Annotated in this window: 26 protein-coding genes and 1 tRNA gene; 10 read left to right on the top strand and 17 right to left on the bottom strand. The window is 56.5% G+C overall.

Annotated features, from left to right (window positions below):
* Positions 1 to 35 precede the first annotated feature (35 nt).
* Positions 36 to 1,499 (top strand): M48 family metalloprotease, encoded by a 1,464-nt coding sequence (locus WD071_RS10660; protein WP_368048356.1) that lies wholly within the window; start codon positions 36 to 38, stop codon positions 1,497 to 1,499.
* Positions 1,500 to 1,518: 19 nt separating this feature from the next.
* On the opposite strand, the gene nadA is transcribed toward WD071_RS10660, so the two are convergent.
* The 15 genes from nadA to WD071_RS10585 all read right to left on the bottom strand — a co-directional run bounded on the left by nadA (position 1,519) and on the right by WD071_RS10585 (position 13,828).
* Positions 1,519 to 2,604, bottom strand: coding sequence for a quinolinate synthase NadA (gene nadA / locus WD071_RS10655; RefSeq protein WP_368048355.1), 1,086 nt, complete (start codon positions 2,602 to 2,604; stop codon positions 1,519 to 1,521).
* Between the two features lie 142 nt (positions 2,605 to 2,746).
* Positions 2,747 to 2,821: transfer RNA gene (locus WD071_RS10650), tRNA-Lys, on the bottom strand.
* A gap of 101 nt (positions 2,822 to 2,922) precedes the next feature.
* Positions 2,923 to 3,615 carry a 7-cyano-7-deazaguanine synthase QueC gene (gene queC, locus WD071_RS10645; RefSeq protein ID WP_368048382.1) on the bottom strand — a complete coding sequence of 231 codons (693 nt, stop codon included), beginning with the start codon at positions 3,613 to 3,615 and terminating at the stop codon, positions 2,923 to 2,925.
* Positions 3,616 to 3,720: 105 nt separating this feature from the next.
* Entirely contained in the window at positions 3,721 to 4,374 is a 654-nt protein-coding gene (gene queE, locus WD071_RS10640) for a 7-carboxy-7-deazaguanine synthase QueE (protein ID WP_368048354.1), read from the bottom strand.
* Between the two features lie 65 nt (positions 4,375 to 4,439).
* A complete protein-coding gene (ybgF, locus tag WD071_RS10635) occupies positions 4,440 to 5,309 on the bottom strand; it encodes a tol-pal system protein YbgF (protein ID WP_368048353.1) in 870 nt (289 codons plus the stop codon).
* Between the two features lie 6 nt (positions 5,310 to 5,315).
* Positions 5,316 to 5,855, bottom strand: a complete 540-nt coding sequence (pal, locus tag WD071_RS10630; protein ID WP_368048352.1) for a peptidoglycan-associated lipoprotein Pal — start codon at positions 5,853 to 5,855, stop codon at positions 5,316 to 5,318.
* An 86-nt stretch (positions 5,856 to 5,941) separates the two neighbouring features.
* Entirely contained in the window at positions 5,942 to 7,249 is a 1,308-nt protein-coding gene (gene tolB, locus WD071_RS10625) for a Tol-Pal system beta propeller repeat protein TolB (RefSeq protein ID WP_368048351.1), read from the bottom strand.
* Positions 7,246 to 8,067 carry an energy transducer TonB gene (locus tag WD071_RS10620; protein ID WP_368048350.1) on the bottom strand — a complete coding sequence of 274 codons (822 nt, stop codon included), beginning with the start codon at positions 8,065 to 8,067 and terminating at the stop codon, positions 7,246 to 7,248. Before WD071_RS10620 ends, tolB begins: the two co-directional genes overlap by 4 nt.
* 5 nt (positions 8,068 to 8,072) lie before the next feature.
* Positions 8,073 to 8,507, bottom strand: coding sequence for an ExbD/TolR family protein (locus WD071_RS10615; protein WP_368048349.1), 435 nt, complete (start codon positions 8,505 to 8,507; stop codon positions 8,073 to 8,075).
* Between the two features lie 37 nt (positions 8,508 to 8,544).
* Positions 8,545 to 9,225: a protein TolQ gene (gene tolQ, locus WD071_RS10610; protein ID WP_368048381.1), complete on the bottom strand. Its 681-nt coding sequence runs from the start codon at positions 9,223 to 9,225 to the stop codon at positions 8,545 to 8,547.
* Between the two features lie 197 nt (positions 9,226 to 9,422).
* Positions 9,423 to 10,436, bottom strand: coding sequence for a Holliday junction branch migration DNA helicase RuvB (gene ruvB, locus WD071_RS10605; RefSeq protein WP_368048348.1), 1,014 nt, complete (start codon positions 10,434 to 10,436; stop codon positions 9,423 to 9,425).
* Between the two features lie 64 nt (positions 10,437 to 10,500).
* Positions 10,501 to 11,115, bottom strand: coding sequence for a Holliday junction branch migration protein RuvA (gene ruvA, locus WD071_RS10600; RefSeq protein ID WP_368048347.1), 615 nt, complete (start codon positions 11,113 to 11,115; stop codon positions 10,501 to 10,503).
* Positions 11,116 to 11,183: 68 nt separating this feature from the next.
* A complete protein-coding gene (gene ruvC, locus WD071_RS10595; protein ID WP_368048346.1) occupies positions 11,184 to 11,702 on the bottom strand; it encodes a crossover junction endodeoxyribonuclease RuvC in 519 nt (172 codons plus the stop codon).
* Between the two features lie 8 nt (positions 11,703 to 11,710).
* Positions 11,711 to 13,489, bottom strand: coding sequence for an aspartate--tRNA ligase (gene aspS, locus WD071_RS10590; RefSeq protein ID WP_368048345.1), 1,779 nt, complete (start codon positions 13,487 to 13,489; stop codon positions 11,711 to 11,713).
* Positions 13,490 to 13,537: 48 nt separating this feature from the next.
* The gene (locus WD071_RS10585) at positions 13,538 to 13,828 is read right to left on the bottom strand and encodes an FmdB family zinc ribbon protein (RefSeq protein WP_368048344.1); all 291 of its coding nucleotides are present in this window, start codon (positions 13,826 to 13,828) and stop codon (positions 13,538 to 13,540) included.
* A gap of 295 nt (positions 13,829 to 14,123) precedes the next feature.
* On the opposite strand from WD071_RS10585, the gene WD071_RS10580 reads away from it, so the two are divergent.
* The 6 genes from WD071_RS10580 to WD071_RS10555 all read left to right on the top strand — a co-directional run bounded on the left by WD071_RS10580 (position 14,124) and on the right by WD071_RS10555 (position 19,157).
* The gene (locus tag WD071_RS10580; RefSeq protein WP_368048343.1) at positions 14,124 to 14,513 is read left to right on the top strand and encodes an HU family DNA-binding protein; all 390 of its coding nucleotides are present in this window, start codon (positions 14,124 to 14,126) and stop codon (positions 14,511 to 14,513) included.
* A gap of 127 nt (positions 14,514 to 14,640) precedes the next feature.
* Positions 14,641 to 16,377 carry a proline--tRNA ligase gene (locus WD071_RS10575; protein WP_368048342.1) on the top strand — a complete coding sequence of 579 codons (1,737 nt, stop codon included), beginning with the start codon at positions 14,641 to 14,643 and terminating at the stop codon, positions 16,375 to 16,377.
* Positions 16,378 to 16,424: 47 nt separating this feature from the next.
* Positions 16,425 to 17,774: a YihY/virulence factor BrkB family protein gene (locus tag WD071_RS10570; protein WP_368048341.1), complete on the top strand. Its 1,350-nt coding sequence runs from the start codon at positions 16,425 to 16,427 to the stop codon at positions 17,772 to 17,774.
* Positions 17,771 to 18,124 (top strand): arsenate reductase (glutaredoxin), encoded by a 354-nt coding sequence (arsC, locus tag WD071_RS10565; RefSeq protein ID WP_368048340.1) that lies wholly within the window; start codon positions 17,771 to 17,773, stop codon positions 18,122 to 18,124. The genes WD071_RS10570 and arsC overlap by 4 nt, the downstream gene beginning before the upstream one ends.
* The gene (gene wrbA, locus WD071_RS10560; protein ID WP_368048339.1) at positions 18,121 to 18,741 is read left to right on the top strand and encodes an NAD(P)H:quinone oxidoreductase; all 621 of its coding nucleotides are present in this window, start codon (positions 18,121 to 18,123) and stop codon (positions 18,739 to 18,741) included. Before arsC ends, wrbA begins: the two co-directional genes overlap by 4 nt.
* The gene (locus WD071_RS10555) at positions 18,738 to 19,157 is read left to right on the top strand and encodes a DUF2069 domain-containing protein (protein WP_368048338.1); all 420 of its coding nucleotides are present in this window, start codon (positions 18,738 to 18,740) and stop codon (positions 19,155 to 19,157) included. Before wrbA ends, WD071_RS10555 begins: the two co-directional genes overlap by 4 nt.
* A gap of 11 nt (positions 19,158 to 19,168) precedes the next feature.
* On the opposite strand, the gene hda is transcribed toward WD071_RS10555, so the two are convergent.
* Both hda and WD071_RS10545 read right to left on the bottom strand, forming a co-directional pair.
* Positions 19,169 to 19,936: a DnaA regulatory inactivator Hda gene (hda, locus tag WD071_RS10550; RefSeq protein WP_368048337.1), complete on the bottom strand. Its 768-nt coding sequence runs from the start codon at positions 19,934 to 19,936 to the stop codon at positions 19,169 to 19,171.
* 7 nt (positions 19,937 to 19,943) lie between these two features.
* On the bottom strand, positions 19,944 to 21,008 hold the full coding sequence (locus WD071_RS10545; RefSeq protein ID WP_368048336.1) for a DUF2066 domain-containing protein: 1,065 nt from the start codon (positions 21,006 to 21,008) through the stop codon (positions 19,944 to 19,946).
* On the opposite strand from WD071_RS10545, the gene WD071_RS10540 reads away from it, so the two are divergent.
* From WD071_RS10540 to purN, 3 genes are read left to right on the top strand one after another with little or no spacing between them, the layout of a single operon-like run.
* A complete protein-coding gene (locus WD071_RS10540) occupies positions 21,007 to 21,222 on the top strand; it encodes a hypothetical protein (RefSeq protein ID WP_368048335.1) in 216 nt (71 codons plus the stop codon). The two genes, WD071_RS10545 and WD071_RS10540, sit on opposite strands and share 2 nt — an antisense overlap.
* Complete coding sequence (gene purM / locus WD071_RS10535) at positions 21,219 to 22,301, top strand: phosphoribosylformylglycinamidine cyclo-ligase (RefSeq protein ID WP_368048334.1); 1,083 nt, start codon at positions 21,219 to 21,221, stop codon at positions 22,299 to 22,301. Before WD071_RS10540 ends, purM begins: the two co-directional genes overlap by 4 nt.
* On the top strand, positions 22,298 to 22,978 hold the full coding sequence (purN, locus tag WD071_RS10530) for a phosphoribosylglycinamide formyltransferase (RefSeq protein WP_368048333.1): 681 nt from the start codon (positions 22,298 to 22,300) through the stop codon (positions 22,976 to 22,978). Before purM ends, purN begins: the two co-directional genes overlap by 4 nt.
* The last annotated feature ends 52 nt before the right edge of the window (positions 22,979 to 23,030 follow it).

Raw genomic sequence — 23,030 nt, 5'->3', positions numbered from 1 at the left:
GAGCCAGCAGATACCATCAGCAGTCGGTCTTTTTTATGCGCAGATTTCGTCACATTACCACCATTGCAGTCAGTGTTGCGCTGTTAGGCGCCTCGGCACCGGGTATTGGCCAGACGCAATTGCCGACGCTGGGCGATCGCATATCCGGCATTTACTCGCTGGACGACGAATACAAAATGGGCCGTGACTTCTTGCGCTCGGTGCGCCGCAGTGCGCCGACCATCAGCGACCCCCTGCTGAATGATTACCTGGTCAATTTCACTCATAACCTGGCGGTACACAGCGACCTGCAGGATTACCGTCTGGCCTTTGTCATCATCGACAGTCCTGCGCTCAATGCATTTGCCGCACCCGGCGGCGTTATCGGCGTCAACGGCGGTCTGTTTCTGAACGCACACACGGAAGGTGAATTTGCTTCCGTCATCGCCCACGAGCTGGCCCATGTCAGCCAGCGACATTTTGCCCGCGGCGTTGAAGATGCTCAGCGTCGGCGAATCCCGGAACTGGCCACCCTGCTCGCCAGCGTGGTGCTGATGGGCACCGGCAGCAGCGCGGGCCCGGCAGCCGTCATGGCAGCGCAGGGCCGCTCGATAGAGAACCAGCTGCGCTTCTCCCGCCAGAACGAAGCAGAAGCTGACCGTCTGGGCCTGCGCACGCTCTACAACGCGGGCTATGATCCCGATGACATGGCCAGCCTGTTTGAGCGCCTGGTGGCCATGTCACGGTTTTCATCGCGGCCACCCGAATTTCTGCTCAGCCACCCGGTAACCGAATCACGCGTATCGGATGCCCGCAGCCGCGCCAACCAGTATCCGGCACGCGCCGCGCCGGACGATCTCGAATATCAGCTGATGCGCGCCCGTGTGCAGGTTCATTATGAGGCCAACAAGGCCAATGCCATCATCGACTTTAATCAGCTTTTGCAGGACGACATGGACAGCCGCCCTGCTGATGCAGCGCGTTATGGCCTGGCCATGGCCTACTTCGAGGACGAGCAGTACGACCGGGCGCTGGATCTGATGGAACAACTGCTGGCCAAAGAGGCCAACCGCATCACCTATGTGGTCAGCAAAGCCGATATCCTGATCGGCAGCGGTGAGGCGCACCAGGCGCTGGAATACATAGAGCATCACCTGCGTATAAATCCGGCCAACCATCCGCTCACCATGGCCAAAGCTGACGCGCTGATCGAGACCCGCGATTACAATGCGGCCGTCCGGGTTCTGGAAGCGCACGTCCAGCGGCGGCCCGATGATCACAACCTGTGGTATATGATTGCCGAGACTCAGGGTCAGGCCGGTGACATCAGCAAGGTGCACCAGGCCCGGGCCGAGTACTTCATTCTGGTGGGTGATTTCCGCAGCGCGCGTGAACAGCTGAGTTATGCCCTGCGCATCGAAAATGGCCGCGAGGAGAACATCCCGTTGATCGCGCGCCTGCGCCAACGCATCAGCGATGTCGAGACCCTGCAGCGCGAGCGGAACGAAGGCAGAAGCTGATCAGGCTCTTAATCAGGTATCAGGCTTTACCCTTGACGGTTAACTGACGCTGCTGCGAGAAATCCAGCATGCGCTGCAGTGGCACCATGGCCTTGGTGGCCAGCTCCCTGTCGACCTGAATACGATTACTACCGTCACGCAATGACTCGTACATGGCCTGCAGGGAATTCATGCCCATCCAAGGACAACTGCCGCAACTTCGGCAACTGGCATCGTTGCCGGCTGTCGGGGCGACGATCAGCGTCTTGTTCGGCGCCTGTTGCTGCATTTTGTAGAAAATGCCCTGGTCGGTGGCCACAATAAAAGTCTGATCCGGCAATTCCGTCGCGGCCCTGATCAACTGGCTGGTGGAACCGATGACATCAGCCATGGCCAGCACCGATGATGGCGACTCCGGATGCGCCAGTATTTTTGCCTCCGGATACAGTGTTTTCATGTCCATCAGGCCTTTGGCCTTGAACTCTTCATGCACAATGCAGGCAGCGTCCCACAGCAACATATCGGCACCGGTTTTGTGCTGTATGTAATGGCCCAGGTGACGATCGGGCGCCCACAGGATTTTTTTACCCTGATCTTTCAGGTGTTCTACCACTTCCAATGCAATACTTGAGGTCACGACCCAGTCGGCGCGCGCTTTCACGGCTGCCGAGGTATTGGCATAAACCACCACGACACGATCGGGGTGCTGATCACAAAACGCTGAAAAACGGTCGATGGGGCAGGCAATATCCAGTGAGCAGGTGGCTTCCGTGGTCGGCATCAGTACGGTTTTTTCAGGACTGAGGATAGAGGCGGTTTCGCCCATGAACCGCACACCGGCAACCATCAGCACCCGGGCATCACAGTCACGGCCAAAGCGCGCCATTTCCAGTGAATCCGACACAATACCATGGGTTTCTTCGGCCAGCGCCTGGATCTCCGGATCCGTATAATAATGGGCGACCAACGTTGCATTGCGCTCTTTCAGCAAAGCCTTGATGGCATCACGATAACGCTGATTTTCGGCCTGATCGGGCGCTGCTTTGTGCGGCACGGCTGCCAGATACTCGCGCACCAGCAGGGTGTCGGCGGCCAGTCGGTTATCCTGTGCAGATGATTGATTCATAATTCGGTCTTAATACTGTCAAGAAGAGTGCGGATGATACCATAGCTATGGAGTTGACCGCGCTGCGAGACGTTTTCTTCAGGAAGGTTTTGGTCAGCTGCAGAATGATCTGAACAGGAATAAAAAGTAACCAGGTAAATAGTGGTGGGGCGTGATGGATTCGAACCATCGACCAATTGGTTAAAAGCCAACTGCTCTACCGCTGAGCTAACGCCCCCCGAAGGGAAATCTTTCCGGGACCATCGCCCTGCAAAAGAGAGTGCGCATCATACTACGCAAGAGAAAAAACTCAAGTATTTTTGTCAAAAAACCCGGAATTCAACTGTCCTGAGGCGCATCAAGGTAGGGCGTTGGGTCATCAACACCTGCGTCAATAAAGCCTTTACGCCGTAACCGGCAACTGTCGCAGCGGCCACAGGCACGACCCCGCACGTCCGCCTGGTAACACGATACGGTCAGACCGTAGTTCACCCCCAGGCGGTGCCCCAGGGTGATAATGTCAGCCTTGCTCAAATCGATCAGAGGTGTCTTGATTTTGATGGGCCGCCCTTCGACGCCTATCCGGGTCGCCAGATTGGCCATTTGTTCGAAGGCAGCAATGAATTCGGGGCGACAATCCGGGTACCCGGAATAGTCCAGCGCATTAACGCCGATAAAGATGGCCTCTGCTTCCAGCACTTCTGCCCACGCCAGCGCATACGACAGAAACACGGTGTTTCGCGCCGGTACATAGGTGACAGGAATCTGATCAGCAACCACGCCCGACTCAGGCATGAGCATTGACGAATCAGTCAGCGCAGAGCCGCCCAGTTGCCCGATACCCAGGGGGATAACCTGATGCTGATGCACGGAAAATGCTGATGCCAGGCGCATGGCTGCGTCCAGCTCGCTGCTGGCACGCTGTCCATAATTAAAACTCAGGGCGTAGCAGTCGTAACCCTCAGCGCGCGCGATTGCCAGACAGGTGGCGGAATCGAGCCCGCCCGATACCAGGATAACGGCTTTTTTCATATTGTTGTTGAGGCTGCCCTGATTTGATTCTGTCACTGCTCTGCCTTGTCTTGTCTTTATTGGGAAAACGGAAAAGGGATAGCATACAACGGGAGACGGCTCGCGTCAGTGGCCCGGCGCATCACCCCAGATAATTTTATGCAGCTGAACCTGCATACGCACAGGCAGACGATCCGCCAGCACCCATTCAGCCAGATCCCGATACGCCACCTGCCCAAATGCGGGTGACAACAGGATTTCCCGCACCCGGTCAGTCAGGGCGTATTGATCAATTTTGGCCCGAGCCCAGTCGTAGTCACGGCGATCACAAATGACAAATTTGACTTCGTCCCGGGGCTTCAGGCGACCGATATTACTTTCCAGGTTACGATCGCATTCACCCGATCCCGGTGTTTTAAGATCCATGACCACGGTCACACGGGAATCAAGGTCCGCGATGTCCATGGCGCCACTGGTTTCCAGCGACACCCGTAGCCCTCTGTCACAAAGCTCAACCAGCAAATCCCTGCAGGCAGGCTGCGCCAGAGGTTCACCACCGGTCACGGTGACATACCGCGCGCCGGTTGCGACCACCTGTGCGACGATATCGTCCATGGGCATCATTTTACCGTTGTGGAAGGCGTACTCTGTATCACAATAGCCACAGCGCAGCGGGCAGCCGGTCAGGCGCACAAAGGTGGTAGGCAAACCAACCGTGCTACTTTCACCTTGCAGGGAAAAAAAGATTTCGTTGATACGCAAACTGACGGATGTGTTCATGAGCTCAAATTCGTGAGGAAAGCAAAGCGCCGGACGCAGGGTTAGACTTGGGGTTCAACAACCTGCTAGTTCAGCGATCTCATGTAGATATCAGCCAGATTGGCCGCAGAGGTATTGGGGAATCGCGCACGGACATCCTGCAGCAACTGCCGGGCTCGCGCGTTGTCACCCAGGCGATGATAAACTGTGCCCAGTGAATACATGGCGTCTTCAATTTTGCGGCCATCAGGATAGTCTTGCAGAATGGTTTCGAAGGCATTCCGTGCCTCATTAAACATGGACAGATTAACGTAAGCCTGCCCCTGCCAATAGTAGGCGTTGGTTACAAACCGGCCATCAGGATACTGCGCCAGGTACTGATCAAACTCCTGCACGGAACGCTGATACTCTTCCTGCTGCAGCAGCGAATCAAGTGCAAGTTCGTATAGCTGCTGTTCAGTGAGCATGCCCGTGGCTGCCGATCCCGTGGTTGACGACCCTGTGTTTGCCGACAGAGTCGCGCTGCTACCAATGGCTTGAGCAGCCTGGGGCGTCGACGCTGCGGCGGCAACAGGCATCGAATTACCGGGTGATGTGGATGGCAACGGGGCCGGTGTCACCGCAGAACCTGCTGCGGAGACACCGGTCGTTGCTGCTGGTGGGGTCGTGCCGGCATTGTTGCCAGCACGTACCGCGCCCAGGTCCTCATACAGCGCGCTGATGCGCGCATCAAGGTCAGTATAACGGTCAAGCGAATCCTGCTGCAGGCGTCTTATTTCATAGCCGTGCTCTTCCACCATACCCCGCATGGTCTGCATCTCACTGCGTAAATCCTGGAACTGATCCAGCAGCAGCATCAATGCTTCATTATTGGAAGATCCGGCCTGCGCGAAAGCGGTCGTGTTGAACACAACTGCCGTCACGCCACCTGCAAATACCGCAAGAAATCGCTTCATGCCTTATCAGCCCGCCGGTCGAATTTCGACGCGACGATTTTGACGATAAGAATCTTCGGTCTGACCACGAACGGCTGGCTGCTCTTCACCGTAGCTCACTGTTTCCAGCTGGCTGCGCGAAGCACCGTTTACAATCAGGAAATCGCGGATGCTGTTGGCACGACGCTCGCCCAGGGCAAGGTTGTACTCACGGGTGCCGCGCTCGTCTGCGTGACCTTCCAGTCGCACACTGCGGCTCGGATTGGACGCCAGATTGCGTGCGTGCACAATCAGAGTTTCGCGATCCGAAGGCTGGAACTCAGCAACATCAAAATCGAAATAGAACACGGTTGTGTTCAACGCAGCCTGCTCTTCACGTTCGCGCTCCATGCGCTCACGCTCCAGACGCTGTTGCTCGGCGCGGGCCGCGGCAGCAGCGGCATCCGCAGCAGCTGTATTGTTGGTCTCCGTCGGCATTTCCTCTGTGTCGCTGGTTGAGCTACACGCCGCCAGGCCGGCAATCGTCAGTGCCAGTGCCGCTGTTTTAAAAATATTACTAATCTGCATACCCACTATTAGCGTCCTCCAATAGACAAGCTATTTACATTAAATTCCACAATGCCCGATATCACAACTTCTTGTACAACAATACCTTAATTCAGGTACGGAGACCATGATGGCTCGCGTACATCGCCCTGCGGGGATGGTAAACGGAACTTTACACGCCCGTCAATGGAAACAGCGTCAAGGACGCCCCTGCCATTATAGGTTGTGCCGTACATGATCATACTGCCGTTTGGTGCCACGCTGGGAGATTCATCAAGTGCGGTGTCTGTCAGAGTCATGACCCGGCCGGTTTCCATATTCAGAATGGCAATACTATAACTGTTATCCTGACGGGTCGCACGACGGACATGGACCATATTCACCCCATCGGGCAAAAACTGGGCCTTGGCACAATAAAAACAGTCGAAGGTCAACCGCTCCGGGAAACCTCCGGTCAGATCAGCCTGGTATATCTGTGGTTGACCGGTTCTGTCAGATGTAAACAGGACATTCTGACTGTCCAGGGTCCACGCTGGTTCGGTTTCCGCACGCGGGTGATCGGTAATCTGTGTCAGTTGATCTGTGGCCAGGTCCAGCACATAAACGTCCGGGCTGCCATCCTTGGACAAAACCATGGCCAGTTTTTGACCATCGGGCGACCACACCGGCGAGCTGTTGATACCGGGGAAATTGGTCACCTGACGCCGCTGGCCCGATGCCAGATCCTGGATATAGATGCGCGGCAGATTGGTTTCGAACGACACATAGGCAATCTGGCTGCCGTCGGGCGACCAGGCCGGCGACATGATGGGTTCACGCGACTCCAGCAGTACCTGAGCACGACGACCATCATAATCCGCGTAGTGCAGCCTGTAGGTCATGTCGCCGATCGCGCCTTCGGCCGAAATGTACATGATCTTGGTGGCAAATGCGCCACGACTGCCGGTGATTTCCTGGTACACCACATCACTGATTTCATGCGCAATATCACGCAGCTGGCTGACAGTGCCGGTCAGCACCTCGCCCAGCACTTTCTGCTCGCGGTTGATATCAAAAAATTCCCACTGCACCTGCACCATCTGACCACCAGGCACGCGGCTTACTTTACCAATGACAAGATACTGCTGCGCCAGAATCCGCCAGTCCCGATAGTGCACTTCGCGCTCTTCGCTGGGCAGACTGAGCATATTGGCTCGCGACAGAGCTCTGAATTCACCCACCTGTTCCAGGTTGCGGCCGATAATCTGCGCCACATCTTCGTCCAGGGCGCCATCGCCTTCCCAGGCAAACGGCACCACGGCGACGGGAATGGGATTGTCGACACCGCGGGTGATCTCGATGTTCAGTTCAGCGGCCTGAACGCTCGCAGAAAAAACACATGTCAATACCAGTACCAGCAGGCTGCGTAAGTTCAATTTAATAAATCCTCCGGTCTGAATGTTAACAACAGCGAACGAAAACTACGTTCGAACATTCGCGGCGGCATGCCCTGAAGTTCGGTAAACCGGCCCACGGCCCGCACGGCATTTTCCGCTGCGCGGTCGAAAGCAGCATCACCGCTCGACCTGACTATTTCCACATCCACCACATCGCCCGTGGGAACCAGTCGGATCCTCAACACGGCTGTCATATCGTTTCTTGCACTCGGTGGTCGTGACCAGTTGCGTTGCACCAGGTCGTGAATCACCGACGTATAGGCCATCGTAATTTCCGCTTCGGTTTCTGCGGCTTCACCTGCAGCGGCATCAGCCCGGGCCTGTTCTTCCTGGCGCTGACGTTCAGCCTCCTGCTGGCGTTGTTGCTCCAGCCTCTCCTGCTCCAGGCGTCGCGCCTCTTCTTCGCGGCGCTGCTCTTCGCGCTGACGTTCGGCGCGCGCCTGTTCCTCGCGCTCGCGCTCCTGTCTCAGCTGAGTCTGGCGGGCCTGTTCCTGCGCCTGCTGCTCCTGTCTGAGCTGCTCCTGTCTTTCCCGTTCCTGCTGCGCCTGTTCGCGCTGCTGGCGGGCGGCCTGTTCCTGCTGTTCACGTTCGCGCTGCTGCTGCACCTGCTGTTGCTGCACGCGCTCGTTACGCGCCTGTGGATTCTCCGACACCAGCAAGGCCTTGACCGCCTGCGGGCGCACCAGGTCCAGCGATTCGGACTCCGCCTGCTGGAACAACAGCAGTGTGCCCAGTACCACACCATGCAAAAGCACAGCCAGAAAAACAGAGATCGGATAACCGTTAAACGCTGTCACAACACTTATTCCAGTGGCTTGGTTACCAGGTTAGGGCTTTCAACACCAGCGACGCGCAATGCTTCCATCAAACTGATAAAGGGACCATAACTGGCGCTGGCATCACCCTCAACGAATATCTGAATGGTCGGGTTGGCGCTCACGATCGAGGCGACCTGCTGGCCAATTGTTGCCAACTCCACAGGCGTCTGCTCGTCCTGTTCGGTCACACCCAGACTGATATAGAATTCATTATCCGCGGTCAGCTCAATCACCAGCGTCTCGGCATTTTCGTCCATGTCCATGGGCTCAGAGTCTACCTGCGGCAGATCAACACGCAAGCCCTGCGTCAGCAGGGGCGCCGTCACCATAAACACGATAAGCAGTACCAGCATCACATCAATGTAGGGCACCACATTGATTTCTGACATCGGCTTGCGTCGTTTTCTGACAATTTCCATTGCTTTTCGCTACCGTGAGTGGGCTGGCATCAACCGCTTATTTCTGCACACTGGCGACCTGACGATGCAGGATGCCGGCAAATTCTTCGGTAAAGGTAATGTAGTTCTGGGCAATCACATCGACACGGTGTGAGTAACGGTTATACGCTACCACGGCCGGGATGGCTGCAAACAGGCCCATGGCGGTTGCAATCAGCGCTTCGGCGATACCCGGCGCCACCACCTGCAGTGTTGCCTGATTCTGCTCGGCAAGCCCGATAAAGGAGTTCATGATACCAATGACGGTGCCAAACAGGCCGATGTATGGGGTGACGGAACCGACTGTTGCCAGGAACGGCAGATTCTTTTCCAGCTTCTCTTCTTCACGCGAGTAGGCAACACGCATGGCGCGCTGGGCGCCGGCCATGACACCCTCGGAACTGACACCGCCCTGCTGGCGCAGGCGCATGAATTCCTTGAAACCGGCGCGGAATATGTTTTCCATACCCCCGGTGGGCTGGTTCTCTTTCTGCTGGCTGCTGCCTTCGCGGTAGAGCTGGCTCAGATCCATGCCCGACCAGAAGCGCTTTTCAAACCCGTACATGCCTTGCTCGGCGCTGCTAAGCACCAGCCAGCGCTGAATAATCATGACCCAGGAGACAATAGAAGCAGCCAGCAGCGTCAGCATGACAAGCTGCACAATTATGGTTGCATCCAGTATCAGCGTCCAGACACTCATCGAGTTTTGCACCAGGTACTCCCTTATCTGCTATACCACCGTGCTCGAGAAGCCGGTTTGCGGATATAAAAACAGGCCGCATTATAAGTCAAATTAACAACTTATAATACAGGGACGAATGACCAAAGACTGATTAAATATGGCTATATTGTGACCTGATACAGGGTTTGTGAACCGATCGGCCACAGACGCCTGCCTCAGGGCTGGACAGGGGCAGGCAAACCCAGCTGCAGATAGGCATGCGAGGTCACCATGCGCCCGCGCGCGGTGCGCATCATGTAACCCTGCTGGATCAGGTAGGGCTCCAGCACATCTTCGATGGTATCACGCTCCTCACTGATCGCCGCCGCCAGGCTGTCAACGCCCACCGGCCCACCGCCAAATTTCTCGATCATGGTCAGCAGCAGACGCCGGTCCATGTGATCAAAACCATTGTTGTCAATGCTGAGCATATCCAGCGCCAGCCCGGCAATCTCACTGCTGATCTGCCCGGCATGCTTGACTTCACTGAAGTCCCGCACGCGGCGCAGCAGGCGGTTGGCAATCCGGGGGGTACCACGCGAACGACGGGCAATTTCAAAGGCGCCGGATTCATCAATCTGACAGCCCAGGATGCGGGCAGACCGGGTAACAATTTCGGTGAGCTGCGGATGCGTGTAGAACTCAAGGCGCTGGATGATGCCAAAACGATCGCGCAGCGGCGATGTCAGCAGACCTGCCCGGGTGGTGGCGCCGACCAGGGTAAAAGGCGGCAACTCCAGCTTGATGGAACGGGCGGCAGGCCCTTCACCAATCATGATATCAAGCTGATAATCCTCCATTGCCGGATAAAGAATTTCTTCAATTGCCGGGCTCAGGCGGTGAATTTCGTCAATAAAGAGGACATCTCCCTCTTCAAGATTGGTCAGCAACGCCGCCAGATCACCGGCCTTTTCCAGCACTGGACCGGAGGTGGTCTTGATGGCCACATCCAGCTCGTTGGCAATGATATTGGCCAGTGTGGTTTTGCCCAGGCCCGGCGGACCAAAAATCAGGGTATGGTCCAGCGGTTCACCACGATTACGCGCGGCACTGATAAAAATCTGCATCTGGGTTTTGACGTCGTCCTGACCTATATAGTCGGCCAGCACCAGCGGACGAATGGCGCGATCAACGGATTGCTCCTGCGGCGCCAGCGAGGGCGAAATCAGACGATCATTGTCACTTGTCATGTACGCAGTACCGTGTTGCTGTTCGTTTATCCATTTATGCCCTGATCAAATTCAGTGATCAAATTCAGACCATGCCTTTCAGCGCCAGACGGATGATCTCTTCGCTGCGCGTCAGCTCCGGGTTGTCTTTGAGCGTTCTGACAATCATGCGCGCAGCTTCCTGGGGTTTGTAGCCCAATGCGATCAACGCAGTTTCGGCATCCTCACTGACAGCATTACTGCCGGACACAGTTCTGCTCGCGCCAGCCAGTTCATCCGGCGATGCCGGTGACTGCCAGTCCTTCAGGCGATCGCGCATTTCCAGCAGCAGCCGCTCGGCAGTCTTTTTGCCGATGCCAGGGATCCTGGTCAGTGCGGTGTCGTCATCCTGGCGCACCAGGCGCACAAATTCATCAGCCGTGACACCGGACAGAATGGCCAGCGCCACTTTCGGGCCGACACCACTGACCTTGATCAGCGCACGAAACAAGGCCCGCTCCTGCTGATCAAAAAAGCCATACAACAAATGCGCATCCTCGCGCACGACCAGATGCGTGTGCAGCAACACGCCCTGCCCGATGGCGGGCAATTGATAGAAAGTGCTCATTGGCGCCTGCAATTCGTAACCCACACCGTTGACGTCCAGCAACAGCTCCGGTGCTTTTTTCTCCAGCACAATTCCTTTCAGGCGTCCTATCACTCACACTCTCCCAAACGCAGTATTCAGCCACAGCATTAAAAACGACCCGCTATCAGATACCGACATGACTAACGGAAACGTCCGCGGCTGAAATTCCGCGCTGACGCAAGTTTGATCATACTTTGTCGGGTATTAGCATGACACACCGCGATGGCCAGCGCATCTGCGGCATCAGCCTGCAACTTGCCCTGCAAGCCCAGCAGCACCTTCACCATGTGCTGAACCTGCACTTTATCGGCAGCACCGGAACCGGTGACAGATTGTTTGACGGTACGCGGGGTGTATTCCGACACCGGCAGGTCCAGGTGCAGGCAGGCAACCATGGCGCTGCCACGCGCCTGCCCAAGTTTCAGGGCCGACGACACGCTTTTGCCCAGGAATACTTCTTCAATGGCGCATTCTTGCGGCGAGTATTGTTCGATGACATCACTGATGCCACGGAAGATTTCTTTCAGCCGCTGCGGGTGCTCCCCCAGGGCTGGCCTGATGCACCCGCTGCCGACATATTTCAGGCGATTACCAACGGACTCGATTATGCCAAAACCGGTGGCGCGCGAGCCGGGATCAATGCCCAGGATGAGCGTCATGTTCTGCCTCAGGCAGACGGCGCAGCCGGCTGCTCACGCAAACGGATATTCAACTCGCGCAACTGCTTGGCCGACACCGGGCCCGGCGCATCGGTCAACGGACAGGCCGCAGACTGGGTTTTCGGGAAGGCAATCACCTCACGAATCGACGTGGCGCCGGTCATCAGCATGATCAGACGATCCAGACCAAAGGCCAGGCCGCCATGCGGAGGACAGCCGGATGCCAGTGCGGTCAGCAGGAAACCGAATTTCTCCTGCGCCTCGGCTTCGCCAATACCCAGCAGGTCAAACACGGCGCTCTGCATTTGTGGCTGGTTGATACGGATGGAACCACCGCCCAGCTCGGTGCCATTCAATACCATGTCGTAGGCACGCGACAATGCCTGATCGGGCTTGTCACGCAATTCATCGGGGCTGCATGAAGGCGCGGTGAACGGATGGTGCAGGGAATTTAGATTACCTTCCTTGTCACGCTCGAACATCGGGAAGTCCACTACCCACAAGGGCGCCCAGCCTGCACGTACCTTGCCAAGGTCTGCCGCCACTTTCAGGCGCAGCGCGCCAATGGCTTCATTGACGATACCGGCCTTGTCCGCACCAAAGAAAATGATGTCGCCAGTGGCCGCCTGTAACCGATCCAGCACCTGCCTGACGACATCTTCCGGCATGAACTTGATGATGGGTGACTGCAGCCCTTCCAGGCCGGCATTGATATCATTGACCTTGATCCAGGCCAGGCCCTTGGCACCGTAAATACCAACAAATTTGGTGTAGTCATCGATTTCCTTGCGGCTCAGTGATGCACCGTCCGGTACCCGCAAGGCCACCACACGACTGTCCGGGTCTTTTGCCGGACCAGCAAACACCTTGAAATCCACGCTCGCCATCAAATCAGCAATATCGGTAAATTCCAGATCAATACGCAGGTCCGGCTTGTCCGAACCAAAACGACGCATCGCTTCGCCCCAGGTCATGCGCGGGAACACACCCAGATCCACATCAAGGTGTCGTTTAAAGGTCTGGCGAATCATCTCTTCCGTGGTCGACATGATCTGCTCCTCGTTCATGAACGAAGTCTCAATGTCGATCTGGGTAAATTCAGGCTGTCGGTCAGCGCGCAGGTCTTCATCACGGAAACACTTGGCGATCTGGTAATACCGGTCCATGCCGGCCACCATCAGAATCTGTTTGAACAACTGCGGCGACTGTGGCAGCGCAAAAAACTCGCCAGGGTGGGTGCGGCTGGGGACCAGATAGTCGCGCGCGCCCTCAGGCGTGGCCCGGGTCAGAATCGGTGTTTCAATATCCAGGAACCCGTTTTCATCCAGGTAGTTACGGATGGTATTGGTCACCTTGGAGCGAAAGCGCAGACGATCGATCATCTCGGGGCGACGCAGATCAATGTAGCGGTGACGCAGGCGCACATCTTCACTGACTGAAGCATGCTCATCGAGCTGGAACGGCGGCGTTTTGGCCACGCTCAGAATTTCCAGCTCGTGCGCCAGCACCTCAATACCACCGCTGGGCAGATCCTTGTTGATGGTGCCTTCGGGACGGGCACGAACCCGCCCGGTGACGCGTACGACAAATTCATTGCGCAGGCTCTCGGCCAGCGCAAAAGTCTCCGCGCGATCCGGGTCGAACACGACCTGGCACAAACCATCGCGATCGCGCAGATCCACAAAAATGACGCCGCCATGATCACGTCGACGATGGACCCAGCCACAAAGACTGACAGTTTCGTCAATTATGGCTTCGTTTAATTCTCCGCAATAATGGCTGCGCATACTGATTTCCTGCAAGGTTGTTCTAACGATGGGTTCTGGTAAAAAAAATCAGGCGGCAGTGCCCGAGGCAGGTGCATTACCTGTGCCCGATTTGGTGGCGCCTGCTGCCGGGCTGTCGCCCGCACTGCTATCCTGGGTGCCGTGCCGCTTATTGCCGGTTTTGAAGTCGGTCTCGTACCAGCCACCACCCTTGAGGCGGAAACTGGGCGCTGACACCTGCTTGCTAAGACCGTCCAGATGGTGACATGCCGGACATTCGGTCAGCGGCGCATCACTGAACTTCTGGATGGCTTCCAGACGGTGGCCGCACTCCTTGCATTGATACTCATAAATCGGCATAAAATAAGTCTCACTTCAATTACAAAGAAAGCAATTTAATTCAAAAGCCGCCGATTATACCTTAATTTTCCAGGGTTCATCACCTGAGTTGCTGCAAATGATGCATCAATATTGGCAGTCAGGGCAGAGGGATGGAAAACATTTTGCAAAACCGCTCATACTACGGCCTTTCAGCACTTGCGGCAGACCCTGCAATCCTTTATAAATAACGGCTTGTGCGGTCATTTCCGCCTACGACGTTTCGCAAAATGTTACGTAAGATTTTTAATTCACCTCACTACACACGAGAATCAGCATGGCAGCTACCAAACCGACAGCAAAAACGACAGCGAAACCCGCTGCAAAACCGATAGCCAAAAAGACCACAGCAATTACTGACAAATACACCAAAACGGCAATCCTGGCCGAGATCGCACAGAACACCGAATTGAGCAAAAAGCAGGTCGACGCAGTGCTCAACGAGCTGGGCGCGCTGATCGAACGTCACATCAAAAAGCGCGGCGTTGGCGAATTCACTTTGCCCGGTCTGCTCAAAATCAAGGCCGTTAAACGCCCCGCCCAGCCTGCGCGAAAGGGTGTACCCAATCCCTTCAAACCAGGCGAAACCATGGACATACCCAAGAAGCCGGCCAGCACTCGCGTCAAGATACTGCCGTTGAAAAAACTGAAAGAATTCGCCCAGTAACACGCGATATCAGTAGCAGACACCGCTGGCGGGCATCCCCCGCCAGCCGGTTGCCAGACCAGAACGGCCTGAACAGTACGGCCCGAACCACTCCCATCACGCACCCAGAACCCACAGCAGGACCCGCATGCGCACCAGTCAATATCTTATTGCCACACTCAGAGAAACCCCGGCCGATGCGGAAGTCATCAGTCACCAGTTGATGTTGCGTGCGGGCCTGATCCGCAAGCTTGCCAGCGGTATGTATACCTGGCTGCCGGCCGGTCTGCGCGTATTGCACAAAACCACTGCCATCGTGCGCGAAGAGATGAACAGGTCAGGCGCCATGGAAGTGTCAATGCCGGTGGTGCAATCGGCAGAGCTGTGGCAGGAATCCGGACGCTGGGATCAGATGGGCCCCGAACTGCTCCGTTTCGTTGATCGCCATAACCGTGATTTTTGCCTGGGCCCGACCCACGAAGAGGTCATTACCGATCTGATTCGTAACGAGTTCAACAGCTACAAGCAATTGCCGGCCAATTTCTATCAGATTCAGATGAAGTTCCGTGACGAGCGTCGCCCGCGCTTTGGCATCATGCGCGCACGTGAGTTTCTGATGAAGGACGCCTATTCTTTTCACATCAATGAGGACTCGCTGCAGCAGACCTACGACGTCATGTTCCGGACCTACTGCAACATATTCGAGCGGCTGGGGCTGGACTACCGCCCGGTACTGGCGGACACCGGCAATATCGGCGGCAGCGTATCGCATGAATTTCATGTGCTGGCTGATTCGGGCGAAGATGATATCGTTTTCAGCTCTACGGGCGACTATGCCGCCAATATCGAACTGGCCGACGGCATCATTCCGGATCTGGCTGCCGGCCCTGCACCTGTCAGCGACACAGCTGCCAGCAAGGTCAATACCGGCGATGCGCATACAATTGAGGCCGTCGCAGAACAACTGCAAGTGTCTGCCTCACAACTGATCAAGACCCTGATCGTCAAGTCTGACGATGACAACAATAAACATGGCCTGATTGCCCTGCTGATTCGTGGCGACCAGGAGGTCAATGAAGTCAAGCTGGAGAAACTGGATGGTGTTGCCGCACCGGTCGAGTTCGCCAGCGACGAGCAGATACAGAACGCTGTCGGTTGCAGACCCGGTTGCCTGGGTCCGGTGCAACTGCCCTTCCCTGCCATCGCTGACCGCAGCGTTGAGCACATGACGGAGTTCGTTTGCGGTGCCAACCAGGATGGTTTTCATTTGACCAATGCCAATTGGGGCAAGGATTGTCATTTTGATACTGTCGCCGATTTCCGCCGGGTAAAAGAAGGCGACCTGAGCCCTGATGGCAAAGGCACGCTATCGATAAAACGCGGCATCGAAGTGGGCCATATCTTCCAGCTGGGCACCAAATACAGCAAGGCGATGAACGCGGCAGTGCTGGACGAAAACGGCAAATCAGTGCTGATGACCATGGGTTGTTATGGCATCGGGGTCAGCCGTATTGTGGCAGCGGCCATCGAACAGAATCATGACAACAACGGCATCATCTGGCCTGACGCCATCGCGCCCTTCCAGATCGCCATCGTGCCACTTAATGCACACAAATCCGAACGCGTAGTGGAGGTCAGTGACCAGTTACTGAAGACACTGGAAGCTGCCGGTTATGACGTGCTGCTGGATGACCGGGACAAAAAAACCAGTCCCGGGGTAAAGTTTGCCGACATGGAGCTGATGGGTATTCCACACCGGCTGGTGGTATCTGACCGGGGACTGGAAAACAATCAACTGGAATACAAATCCCGCCGCGCCGCCGAGCCCGAAATGGTGGCACTTGACGCTATACTGCCATTTCTGCAGAGTCGCCTGCCCGGCTGAACCATGGTCACAGGCGGCGCTGTACCAGGCATCTCGACAGGAGTGATATGCAGTTAAGGTCATTGTACGAACTGAAAGACAAGGCTGACAGTTTCCTGTGGGCTGACCGCCCGGCAGGAAACCGCTGGCAGCGCGCCGGCTTCCGGGCCTTGCAAATCGCCTATGCGGTGGCCAGAGATTTGGCACAGGGCGCCCTCAGCCTACGCGCCATGAGCCTGGTCTACTACACGGTTATTGCGTTTGTGCCGCTGCTGGCACTGGCCTTTGCCGTCCTCAAGGGCCTGGGCGTGCACAACGAACTGGAACCCACCTTGCTGGGCCTGCTGCAGCCGTTCATGGGTGAATACAGTGTTGATATTGCAAAAAACGTTGTCGGTTTTGTCGACAATGTCCGCGTCGACGTCCTCAGCATTGTCAGCCTCGGGGTGCTGCTGTATACGGTATTGACCATGATGCAGCGCATCGAATTGTCATTCAATTACATCTGGTCGGTAAGCCACGCGCGCAACATCGGCAGCCGCATCAGTGAGTATCTGTTTGCCATTATTGTGGCGCCACTGCTTATCCTGATGTCCGTCGGCATTGCCTCTTATGTCAACACAGTCTTTTTTGTCAGGTTGCTGGAAAGCCTGCCCACGGGCGGCATCATCCTGCAGTTTATCGGGCTCGTCACACCCTTTCTGTTCATGTCGCTGGCATTTGCGCTGGCCTTCATTTTTATCCCCAACACCAAGGTGCGCTTTCAATCAGCGTTCATTGGCGGCATCGTCACCACCATTGCATGGAAACTGATGGGTTGGGTTTTCCAGAACTTCATTACGGAATATTCGGCGAATGCCGTGATCTATGCCGCATTCTTTGCCGTTATTCTGTTGATGCTGGTGATTTATCTGGGCTGGCTGATGCTGCTGATCGGTTCATCGGTGGCGTTTTATCATCAGCACCCGTACAAGACCTACTCCGGACGCGAGCCACCAAAACTCAGCCTGAGAATGAAAGAGGAGCTCGACCTCACCATTGCCTATCTGATTGTCAAACGCTTCCAGCAAGGCGTCGAGCCATGGTCTGCGAATGAACTGCAAGCCTACACCCGAATGAGTCCGGCCATGATAGAATCCGCCCTGCAGATTCTGATGGCAATAGAATTCATTCGCGCCACCGATGAGAGTCCGCCCTGCTATCTGCCGGTGTCCACGGTAAATAACTGCAAATTGCATGAGCTCAGACGGAAATTGCGCTTCTATGCCAAGGATCGACTGGATATTCGTTCCTGTTGTGAAGAACAGATGCAGATCCGCAAGGTGCTGGATGAAGCCGAAGCAAGCTGGGCTGAGACCTGCGGCGACATCACGCTGCCAGATCTTATCGCCAGCTCAGATACCGAGTCCAAGTCATGAGTAATGTTGTTATTTACCACAATCCCCGCTGCTCAAAGTCGCGACAGACCCTGGCACTTTTGCAGGCACGCGGTATCGAACCGGAGCAGGTGCTGTACCTGGAAACGCCGCCCCAACCGGCGGAATTGCGACGCCTGCTGAAACTGCTCAACATACCGGCCAGGCAATTGCTGCGCAAAGGCGAAGCCGAGTTCAAAGAGCTGAAGCTGATGGACGATACCCTGGGGGAAAACAGCCTGATTGAAGCCATGAGCGAACATCCGCGCCTGATTGAACGCCCGATTGTGGTCTACGGCGACAAAGCCGTTATCGGTCGTCCGCCGGAAAAAGTACTGGAGTTGATCCCGTGAGCCGGCCTGAACCTTATGTACTGGTACTGTATTACAGCCGCCATGGCGCCACCGCGGACATGGCGGCCTTGATAGCGCGCGGCGCTGAACAGGCCGGCAAAATTGAGGCGCGGCTAAGAACGGTGCCGTCGGTCTCTCCCGATCACACTGCCAGCATCCCGGCCATACCAGAAAATGGCGCGGTGTATTGCAGCGAAGACGACTTGCGTCATTGTTCAGCCCTGGCCATGGGCAGCCCGACACGCTTCGGCAATATGGCAGCGGCGATGAAATATTTTCTGGATAACACCGGAGCGCTGTGGGCCAGCGGTGCGCTCGTCAATAAACCTGCGGCTGTGTTCACATCAAGCTCCAGTCAGCACGGTGGCCAGGAATCGACATTGTTGAGTATGAGCCTGCCCCTGCTTCACCATGGCATGCTGATTTGTGGTTTACCTTACAGCGAACCGGCGCTGATGCGCACACAGACCGGCGGCACACCTTACGGGGCCAGTCACGTGGCCGGCCCGGACAGCGATCTGCCGCTCAGCGAAGATGAGCAGGCCTTGTGCCTGGCCCTGGGTCGACGCCTGGGCGACCTGGCACTTAAACTCAACCAAAAAGAGCCTATGACATGACCAAAATATGGGACCCCGAGACGTCAGCCAAGCCATCAACAGCGGCCTCACCTGCCATCGTCACCCAGTCACGCAAAGCCGTGCTGGCATTCTATTTTGGTATGCTGGGCCTGTTTACGGCGGACGCAATACTGACCCTGTTCAGAGGGGCACCCATCGGCGTAGCCGTTTTTCTGTGGCTGTTCCGCCTGCTGCCCCTGCTTATCTTCCTGCCCGGTTTGCGGCGTAATACCCTGCGCACCTACGCCTGGCTCAGCTTCGTGGTGTTGATGTACTTTACCCACGCGGTAGTCACTGCCTTTGTGCCCGGTGAGCTGTTCTATGGGCTGATTTACAGCTTCCTGTGTGTGGGGCTGTTCTGTGCGCTGCTGGTGTACATCCGAATGGCCAAAAAGCATCTGGGCGTAAACCTGTAGCCAGCCAGAGCCTACCAATTCATCAATGACTTGATCAGGGGCACCGTGATTTTGCGCTGCAGCTCCAGTGAATGTCTGTCCAGCTCATGCAACATGGCCATCAGTGCGCTCATGCTGCGCTCGCAGCGCCGCACCAGATAACCGGCAACCTCCTCGCTCAGCTCAAAGCCCAGGTGCGAGGCACGCATCTGCAGGGCCGCCATTTTGTTTTCATCATCCAGCACGGCCAGCTGAAATACAGCCGCCGACTGCAGACGCGAATGCAGATCCTTTAATGTAAAACCGGTGTATTGCGGACTGCTGCGCGCCGCCAGCAACAATGGCGTTTGCAGGGCTGCCATTCGGTTGTAAAGATGGAACAGTGCCTCTTCCCATTCCGGGTGACCTGCCACCTCGTCAATGTCGTCAAGACACAGCACTGCCACCTGTTCCAGCCCGGACAGAACATCGGGCGTCATCTCCCGCCAGCCCGACAGACTCAGGTAAAACACCGCCTGTCCACGTGCATCCAGTTCGTGACACACGGCCTGCAGCAAATGCGAACAACCGGCACCTGCGCCCCCCCAGAGCCAGACAAACGCCTTTAACAAGGTGCCACCTTCATCACCTGACTGGCGCTGCGCCCAATGGCCGGCACACTGTTGCAAATACGCAACCACCGCAGCATTGGCTGATTGCTCTGCCGCCGCAGGACAATAGAAGTTGGCAAAGGTTGCCTCGTCATCGAGGCTTAGCCGCAAGGTTAACTGCCGGGGATTGTTGGCGGGCGGGTCGATCATGCCGGTGTCACTGCCCGGTCCAGCGATAATGCAGCAGGTCAGCAGTCACTGCGCCCAGCTCAAAGTTGACCGGTTGCAGGTCGCGCCCCAGACTGATGAACTCGGTCAGATGCTGACGCGTTCCGGCCAGGTTCACGCGCAACTCAATGGTATCGGCACGAAGGGCTGACACGTTCACATCCCGGATCACCGACAGTGATCCCAGGTAGTTCATCAGGTCGGTATGGCTGGCCAGATCCGTGATGCCTTCAATACGCAGTATGACCTCGTCTTCCTGCTCAAACTCACTGAGCACCAGACCAAAATGTTCGGCCAGACGCGTGGTCACCGCATCCAGCGGAAAATCCATATAGGTTTCTGCGCTGTTGTCTACATGGTCAAAAACGTGCACCTGATCACGAAACACAAACTGCCACAGCCCCACCACTTCATTGTCCGGCGTTATCAACAGACGACCAGCCAGGACACTGTCGGCGCCATAGCGTTCACCGGCCTGGCGCAGTGCATCCGTATCAAGCTGCCAGCCCTGATCAACGGTAACCATGCGCCGGTCAGTCAAATCCAGCAGGGGTATCAGAATCGGCACACCGCGCGCGCCGGCAAACTCACGGGCCTGCGACAGCAGGACATGTTCCGTGCTGGAACCCAGCATGGCGCGCCGGCCATCCGGCGTCTGCACTGTCACCCAGAGTAAAACACTGGCCCGGTTACGATCCCACACCGGTATGTCTGCGCGGTTCAACAAGTCATCAACAAGATCCTGGTCGAAACGCACATCCAGGCGAGGCTCCAGCATGACCGAGCGATAGCTGACCTCGGCAACATAGGTCGATGCACGCTGGGTTGCCTCACGAACCTGGGGATGCTCCAGCCAGCGACGCTCACCGGTAACCTTGACGATCACCTGCGCAAAAGCGGCGCGGTAGGCGCGTTCGCGCTCTGCCTGACTCTGGTTCTCGACAACAATTTCCTGCCGGTACAGGCCGTCAACCGGTAACGCCAGCACCGGCGAACCGCTTACCATGGCCAGTACCGGCAGCAGCAGTATCTGCGCAGCCCGGAGCAAAAGCATGCCCGGCATACGCCTGGCCGGTGCCGATGAACCTGCCCGTAGAGTTGCCCGTAAACCTGCCCGTAAACCTGCCCATAAACATAAAAGTCGTTTTGTCATGCGCGTCATCATAACCGATCACCTGACTGTTTTACATAATCGCCTGACGAAGGCGCTGGCAACTGTTAAAATACGCAGTAATATTTTTCAATTCAGGGATTTCACCTCTTCATGACGACTAAAGCGCCCTCTTCCGCCAACGGTAAACCTGCCCAGACCAGCCTCAGCTACAAAGACGCGGGCGTGGACATAGATGCCGGCGATGCCCTGGTGGAAAAAATCAAATCGGTGACCCAGTCCACCCGACGCCCCGAGGTGTTGTCCGGCCTGGGCGGGTTCGGCGCACTGTGTGAAATCCCCGAAGGCTATCGCAAGCCAGTGCTGGTGTCGGCCACAGACGGTGTCGGCACCAAACTGAAACTGGCCATCGACATGGGCAAACACGACACCATTGGCATCGACCTGGTTGCCATGTGCGTCAACGATCTCATCGTTTGTGGCGGCGAGCCCCTGTTTTTTCTGGATTATTACGCCACCGGCGGGCTCAATGTGGATGTCGCCACTGAAGTTGTCAGTGGTATCGGCGAGGGCTGTCGCCAGGCCGGCTGCTCATTGATTGGCGGCGAAACCGCTGAGATGCCCGGTATGTACCAGAAAGGCGACTACGACCTGGCCGGATTCGCCGTCGGCGTGGTCGAAAAGGACAACATCATCGACAACAGCCAGGTGCAGGTCGGTGACTGCCTGATTGGCCTGGAGTCCTCCGGCCCGCACTCCAATGGTTACTCACTGATACGCAAAGTGCTGGAGATCTCCAACGCCAAACTGGATGACCCCTTTGGTGACAGCACCCTGGGTGACGTGCTGCTGGCCCCGACCGAAATCTACGTCAAAGCCCTGCAGAGTCTGCAGGCAACAGTGCCGGTGCACGCCATGGCGCATATTACCGGCGGCGGCATTATAGAGAATCTGCCGCGCGTGATGCCCGATTTCACCGAAGCAGAAATTGACACCAATGCCTGGCAACGACCGGCCATCTTTGAATGGCTGCAGATGAGCGGCAATATCAACAATCGCGAAATGTTGCGCACGTTCAACTGCGGCATCGGCATGATCGTCTGTGTTGCTGCCGACAAGGCCGATGAGGCGCTGGCCATCCTGCGCGAGCAAACCCGCGGCGCCGTCGTGCTGGGGCAGATCAGCAAAAGCGAGCAGCAAAAGCCGGTGGTCAAACTGACCGGTGACCATGCGTGAAGCAGGACAATAAGAGCCCTGCCTGCAGGGTTGTGGTTCTGATCTCCGGCAATGGCAGTAATCTGCAGGCCATCATCGACCAAAGCCACACCGGTGGTTACCAGCTCAGTGCGGTAATCAGCAACCGGGCGGACGCGTTTGGTCTGCAGCGGGCAGCGCAGGCGGGTATCGCAACATGTGTACTCGACCACAAAGCGTTCGCGTCACGCGAAGCTTTTGACGCCCGCCTGAGACAGGAAATAGACACCTTTGCACCCGACCTGGTGGTGCTGGCCGGCTTCATGCGCATCCTCAGCAGCGCATTCGTCCAGCATTACGCCGGACGCCTGTTGAATATCCACCCGTCACTGCTGCCTGCCTACAAAGGCACCAATACCCACCAGCGGGTTCTGGACGCTGGCGAGGCGCTGCACGGTGCCAGTGTGCATTTTGTCACTCCGGAACTTGATGGCGGCCCAGTCGTGCGGCAAGCGGTCATCAAAATTGCCGCCAACGACACAAAAGACACGCTGGCTCAGCGAGTTGCTATCGAAGAGCACAAAATATACCCTGAAGTACTGGCATGGTTTGCCGCCGGGCGTCTGGTTTTCGATGTCGATGGCGTCACGCTGGACCAGCAACGTTTACCGACTTGTGGTGTTCAGAGTCAGGAAAACAGCCAGACCCACGCCAATTGACCAGCGTTTGGCCAGCGTTAAGCTAACCGGGTGCACACTGATGTCTTGCGAT

The organism is Pseudohongiella sp., from assembly GCF_040877505.1.
In the GTDB taxonomy this organism is placed as follows: Bacteria; Pseudomonadota; Gammaproteobacteria; order Pseudomonadales; family Pseudohongiellaceae; genus Pseudohongiella.
Note: the sequence above shows the minus strand (reverse complement) of the source record. Positions and strands in the feature narration are given on the sequence as shown.